The organism is Calidithermus chliarophilus DSM 9957 (genome assembly GCF_000430045.1).
In the GTDB taxonomy this organism is placed as follows: domain Bacteria; phylum Deinococcota; class Deinococci; order Deinococcales; family Thermaceae; genus Calidithermus; species Calidithermus chliarophilus.
Genome location: NZ_KE387023.1, coordinates 2258453 through 2264409, shown reverse-complemented (window position 1 = coordinate 2264409; position 5957 = coordinate 2258453). Strand labels below are relative to the sequence as shown.

The 5957-nt window shown below is 70.6% G+C and carries 7 protein-coding genes; all 7 read left to right on the top strand.

Annotated features, from left to right (window positions below; genetic code table 11):
• On the top strand, positions 1-323 hold a 323-nt coding region (locus MEICH_RS29335), incomplete at its 5' end, for a sugar nucleotide-binding protein (RefSeq protein ID WP_036218506.1).
• Positions 324-347: 24 nt separating this feature from the next.
• Positions 348-1238 (top strand): acetate and sugar kinases/Hsc70/actin family protein, encoded by an 891-nt coding sequence (locus MEICH_RS0111015; RefSeq protein WP_027892658.1) that lies wholly within the window; start codon positions 348-350, stop codon positions 1236-1238.
• 67 nt (positions 1239-1305) lie between these two features.
• Positions 1306-1731: a hypothetical protein gene (locus MEICH_RS0111010; protein WP_027892657.1), complete on the top strand. Its 426-nt coding sequence runs from the start codon at positions 1306-1308 to the stop codon at positions 1729-1731.
• Between the two features lie 30 nt (positions 1732-1761).
• On the top strand, positions 1762-2556 hold the full coding sequence (locus MEICH_RS0111005) for a TrmH family RNA methyltransferase (RefSeq protein ID WP_027892656.1): 795 nt from the start codon (positions 1762-1764) through the stop codon (positions 2554-2556).
• 133 nt (positions 2557-2689) lie between these two features.
• A complete protein-coding gene (gene groES, locus MEICH_RS0111000) occupies positions 2690-2986 on the top strand; it encodes a co-chaperone GroES (protein WP_027892655.1) in 297 nt (98 codons plus the stop codon).
• 112 nt (positions 2987-3098) lie between these two features.
• Positions 3099-4736, top strand: coding sequence for a chaperonin GroEL (groL, locus tag MEICH_RS0110995; RefSeq protein ID WP_027892654.1), 1638 nt, complete (start codon positions 3099-3101; stop codon positions 4734-4736).
• Positions 4737-5121: 385 nt separating this feature from the next.
• Positions 5122-5957, top strand: an 836-nt coding sequence (locus MEICH_RS24695; RefSeq protein ID WP_169730659.1) for an ATP-binding protein, incomplete at its 3' end; no start/stop codon positions are given.

Sequence of the window (5957 nt, the reverse complement as noted above, 5' to 3'; positions counted from 1 at the left end):
GCGAGGCCGAGGGGGTGCTCTTCCGCGACGAGTTCCGCAGCCCCGTGGCGGTCGAGGACCTCGCCGCCGCGCTGCTCGAGCTCGCCCCGCACCCTTACGAGGGCGTGCTGCACGTGGCCGGGCCCGAGGTGCTGAGCCGGCTCGAGTTCGGCCGCCTGCTGGTGCGGGCCCGGGGCCTCGAGCCCGGCCTGCTGCCCTCCGGCTCCGCCGCCGGCTTCCCCGGCCCCCGCGCCCGCAACACCGCCCTCGACAGCCGCCGGGCCCAGAGCCTGCTGCGCACCCGGCTGCGCGGCGTGCGCGAGGCGCTGGCCCTCCCGGACTGAGGCCGATGCGGTAAGCTCAGGCCCATGAAACTCGGCATCGACTTCGGCCTGACCAACACCGACGCGGTGCTGGTCGAGGACGGGCGCATGGTGCGCCAGTGGACCCTCCACCACGCGGGGCCGGCCCGGCTCGAGGTGCTCGAGCACGCCCTGGCCGCCGGGGGCCTCGAGGCCGCCCAGCTCTCCGCCATCGCCACCACCGGCGGCCTGCACCGCACCCTCCCCGACCGCTTCGGCGGCGTGCCGGTGCACAAGGTCGGGGAGGCCGAAGCCATCGGGCGGGGCGGGCTGGCGCTGGCGGGGATGGCCGCCCCGCGGGAGCTCGAGCCGCGGACCGCTACCCCCCGGACTGAGCCGCCGACCGCTACCCCCCGGGAGCTCGTGCGAGCCCTGGTGGTCTCGGCGGGCACCGGCACTGCCATGATCGCGGCCCGCGACGGGAGCTTCGAGCACGTCACCGGCAGCGCGGTGGGCGGCGGCACCCTGCTGGGGCTGGGGCGGCTGCTGCTGGGCACCGCCGACCCGCTCGAGATCGCCCGCCTCGCCAAGGCCGGAGACTCCGGCGGCGTGGACTCGACCCTGGCCGACGCCATCGGCGGCGGGATCGGGCACCTGCCCGCCTCGGCCACGGCGGTGAACTTCGGCCGGGTCGCCACCTCCGACCGCCCCCCCAGCCGCGAAGACCTGGCGGCGGGGCTGTTCACCATCGTGGGGCAGGTGATCGGGGTGATCGCGCTCAACGCGGCCAAGGCCCACGGCCTCGAGCGCATCGTCATCGTGGGCCACCTCCCCGACCTCGAGCCCCTGCAGGAGGCGCTCGAGCGGGTCTGGCAGTTCTACCTCGTCGAGCCCCGGCCCCTCATCCCCCCCTACAGCGGCTGGGCGACCGCGCTGGGGGCGGCCCTGAGCGTGTAGGCGGCGCCCGGGACGGGGCCTGCCGCCCGCTAAGCTGCGGCTCAACTTGGGGCTCTATCGTGCCCCCATGAAAGCCCCGCCCGGTTTTTCCGCCAGGCTCGCCGACGAGAACCTGGGCCTCACCCTCAGCGACGGCATCAACGAGGAGAAGATCTGGGCCTCGGCGCTGGAGTTCGCCGAGGCCCTCGCCCGCCTCGAGGAGCACCCCCTGCACGACGAGTATGACTTCCCCCTCGAGTTCCAAAGCCCCGAGCCCGAGGCCACCGCCCTCGACGCCTCCCTGCCCGGCGTGGCCCGGGTCGCCTACCCGGCCGCGGAGGAGTCCTACACGGCGGCCCAGCTCGAGCTCTTCGACCCGCCGGGCCTGCTGCTGCTGCGCAAGATCGTGGGCGAGGGGGAGAACCTGCTCGAGCTCACCACCCCCCAGGGCTCGGTCTTCGTCTTCGACTACGAGCAGGTGCGCAACTACCTCCGGCCGCTGCTGCCCCGCTGATGCCCCGCGGGGAGGTGTTAGGCTCTTGGCGTGGAGGTCATCACCAGCGCGGCCAACCCGCGCGTCAAAGCCCTGGCCCGGCTGCTCGAGCGCAAGGAGCGCGAGCGCGCGGGCCAGTTCCTGATCGAGGGCGCCCGCGAGGTCGAGCGGGCGCTGCGAGCGGGGCTCGAGCTCGAGCTCGCCTTCGTGCGCGACGGGGCCCTCACCCCTGAGGAAGAATCCCTCTACCGCACCCTCTCGCGGCTGGAGCGCCTGCGCCTCGTCGCCCTGGCCGAAGCGCCGCTGAAGAAGCTCTCCGGCCGCGAGAACCCGGCCGGGGTCATTGCCGTGGCCCGCCTGCCCCGCCGCTCCCTGGACAGCCTTTCCCTCCCGCCCGACCCCCTGGTGCTCGTGGGCGTGGGGTTGGAGAAGCCGGGCAACCTGGGGGCCATCCTCCGCTCCGCGGACGCCGCCGGGGCCCACGCGGTGGTGGCGGTGGGGGGCGTGGACCTGTACAGCCCCCAGGTCGTCCGCAACAGCACCGGCGTGGTGTTCAGCCTGCCCACGGTGGCCGCTTCGGAGGGGGAGGTGCTGGCGTGGCTGGCCGGGCGCGGCATCCCGCTCGTCGCGGCCACGCCCCACGCGGAGCAGCTTTACTGGGATGCCGACCTGCGCGGCCCGGTCGCCGTCGCGGTGGGCCCCGAGCACGAGGGCCTCAGCGCGGCCTGGCTCGAGGCCGCCCGCCGCACCGTCCGCATACCCATGCAGGGCCAGGCCGACAGCCTCAACGTGTCGGTGTCGGCCGCCCTGCTCCTCTACGAAGCCCTGCGCCAGCGCCGCGGGTGAATATTCATACCTTATAAAGTTGATCGACTCACACTCAAATTGATAGCCTGGACCCTTGACAATCAGTTCACCAAAGGCTAATACTGTGTTCTCGGGTTGACACTCTAAACCCATGACTGTCAAAGGAGGAATTATGGCGACCAAAACCGCACTCAAGCCTCTGGGTGACCGCGTCGTGGTCCAGCGCATCGAAGAACAGGCCACCACCAAGGGCGGCATCCTGCTCCCCGACACCGCCAAGGAGAAGCCCCAGAAGGGCAAAGTGATCGCCGTGGGCTCGGGCCGCGTGCTGGACAACGGCACCAAGCTGCCGCTGGAAGTCAAGGAAGGCGACACCGTGGTCTTCGCCAAGTACGGCGGCACCGAGATCGAGATCGACGGCGAGGAGTACATCATCCTCTCCGAGCGCGACCTGCTGGCCGTGATCTAAACCGTCGAGCGTCAAGGGTCTGGAGCCGGAAGCCAAAGGACGACCCACCTGGCTCTCGACGCCTGACCCTCGACCCTGAGCGCCGTTCGGCGCGACTGAAAGGAGCTTTGATATGGCTAAAATGCTGGTGTTTGACGAAACTGCCCGTCGCTCGCTCGAGCGCGGCGTGAACGCTGTGGCCAACGCCGTGAAGGTGACCCTGGGCCCCCGCGGCCGCAACGTGGTGCTGGAGAAGAAATTCGGCTCCCCCACCATCACCAAGGACGGCGTGAGCGTGGCTAAGGAAGTCGAGCTCGAGGACCACCTCGAGAACATCGGGGCCAAGCTCATCATCGAGATCGCCTCCAAGACCAACGACATCACCGGTGACGGCACCACCACCGCCACCGTGCTCGGCCAGGCCATCGTGCGCGAGGGCTTGCGCAACGTGGCCGCCGGCGCCAACCCCCTCGCCCTCAAGCGCGGCATCGAGCGCGCCGTGGAGACCGCCACCCGCGAGATCCAGAGCATGGCCGTGGCCGTCAACGACAAGAAGGCCATCTTCGAGGTGGCCTCGGTGTCGGCCAACAACGACACCGAGATCGGCAACCTCATCGCCGACGCCATGGAGAAGGTGGGCAAGGAAGGCATCATCACCGTCGAGGAGAGCAAGACCCTCGACACCGAGCTGAACTTCGTCGAAGGCTACCAGTTCGACAAGGGCTACATCTCGCCCTACTTCGTCAACAACGCCGACACGATGGAGGCCAGCCTCGATGATCCGTACATCCTGATCACCGAGAAGAAGATCACCAACGTGCGCGAGCTGCTGCCCGTGCTCGAGCAGGTCGCCCAGACCGGCAAGCCCCTGCTGATCATCGCCGAGGACATCGAGGGCGAGGCCCTGGCGACGCTGGTGGTCAACAAGCTGCGCGGCACCCTCAACATCGCCGCCGTCAAGGCCCCCGGCTTCGGCGACCGCCGCAAGGAGATGCTCAAGGACCTCGCGGCCGTCACCGGCGGCACCGTGATCTCCGAAGAGCTCGGCTTCAAGCTCGAGAACGCCACCCTCTCCATGCTGGGCCGCGCCGAGCGCGTGCGCATCAACAAGGACGAGACCACCGTGGTGGGCGGCAAGGGCAAGAAGGAGGACATCGACGCCCGCATCAACGGCATCAAGCGCGAGCTCGAGACCTCCGACAGCGAGTACGCCAAGGAGAAGCTCCAGGAGCGCCTGGCTAAGCTCGCCGGCGGCGTGGCCGTCATCCGCGTGGGGGCCGCCACCGAGACCGAGCTCAAGGAGAAGAAGCACCGCTACGAAGACGCCCTCTCCACCGCCCGCGCGGCCGTGGAAGAAGGCATCGTGCCCGGCGGTGGCGTGGCCCTGCTGCGCACCGTGCCCGCCGTGCGCGACCTGATCAAGGAGCTCGAGGGCGACGAGGCCACCGGCGCCAAGATCGTGCTGCGCGCCCTGGAAGAGCCCGCCCGCCAGATCGCGGCCAACGCCGGCTTCGAGGGCAGCGTGGTGGTCAACCAGATCCTGGGCCAGGACAACAAGACCTACGGCTTCAACGCCGCCACCGGCGAGTACGGCGACATGATGGAGTACGGCATCGTCGACCCCGCCAAGGTCACCCGTACCGCCCTGCAGAACGCCGCCTCCATCGGCGCCCTGATCCTCACCACCGAGGCCGTGGTCGCCGAGAAGCCCGAAGACAAGAAGGCCCCTGCTGCCCCCGCCGGCGGCATGGGCGGCGACATGGACTTCTAATACCAGGTTTGGGTGGATAGTCTCCCGATGGGAGACTATCCACCCCGACCGAAGGGAGTGCCCTGGGCTTTACAAAGATGTACCTCTGACGGATTTGAAGAGTATCTTTGTGAAGCCGGTATAAAGCGTTTCCCACGAATACCCCGCAGGGCCGACCGGGCCGTGTGGGGTATTCGTGGGAAACGCGATAAACCCGGCGCCGAGCGCTGGAGCCTCCGGGGTCTCCCGGAGGCTTTTCGCTCGAGGCCGGCGCGCAGGAGCGCTCAGGCCCACCCCTCCCGGACTCCCGGGGAGGGGTGGGCTGCGTCCGGGGCCCGGCCCGCGGGTAACGTGCCTGTAACGCCGCGGCACGTATGATAGGCCCACCAGAACCTTGGAGAGCGGCGTGCGCGAGAGAGCCATCACCCAGCTTCAGCGGCACCTGCGGGCGGTGCTTTCGAAACGGCCGGGCCAGGCGCTGTGGCTGTGGGGTGAGGCCGGGGTGGGCAAGACCTTCACCGCCCAAGCCCTGCTCCGGGAGACCCCCTGCACGAGCCTGAGCCTCCAGGCGACGCTCCCCGACCGGGCCCTGGTCCTCGCCCTCCCCCGCCCCCCCAGGCGGCCTGCCTGGACCGACGTCCAGCGCGAGTTGCTGATCCAGAGCCAGCACGTGCCCGCCCGCACCCTGGTCGACACCCTCGCCGCCACCCTGGCCGCCCTGGCGCCCTTCGTGCTGCACCTGGAGGACCTGCACGAAGCCCCCGCCGAGCGCCTCGAGCTCGTGCAAAAGCTGGCCCAGGCCGTCGCGCGGCTGCGCGGGGTGGGGCTGCTGGTCACCAGCCGCGGCGAGCCGCTCGAGCCCTTCAAGGGCTACCGCCTCGAGCCGCTGAGCGCGGAGGAGTCGGAGCGGCTGCTGCTCGAGCAGGCCGGGGCCCCCCTGCCCCGGGAGGGCCTGGGCTGGATCTTCTCCCGGGCCGGGGGCAACCCGCTGTTCACCCTGGAGTTCTGGCGCTACCTCGCCCGGCAGGGCTTCTTTTGGTCCGACGGGCAGCGCTGGCGCTGGCGCACCCCCCCGGATAGCTTCGTCCCCGTGAGCATCGAGGCGCTCCTCGCCCGCACCCTCTCCGGCCTGGCCGAGGGGTCGGCGCAGCGGGCCGCCGTCGAGGCCAGGGCGCTCCTGCCCAACGGGCCCTACGGCGAGGGCTTCGAGGCGCTGTGGGCCCGGGTGGCGGGCCTCGAGCC

Excerpts from the sequence above, each read along its gene's own strand:
- MEICH_RS0111015 (WP_027892658.1), top strand. The coding sequence starts at position 348 with ATGAAACTCGGCATCGACTTCGGCCTGACCAACACCGACGCGGTGCTG.
- MEICH_RS0111010 (WP_027892657.1), top strand. The coding sequence starts at position 1,306 with ATGAAAGCCCCGCCCGGTTTTTCCGCCAGGCTCGCCGACGAGAACCTG.
- groES (WP_027892655.1), top strand. The coding sequence starts at position 2,690 with ATGGCGACCAAAACCGCACTCAAGCCTCTGGGTGACCGCGTCGTGGTC.
- groL (WP_027892654.1), top strand. The coding sequence starts at position 3,099 with ATGGCTAAAATGCTGGTGTTTGACGAAACTGCCCGTCGCTCGCTCGAG.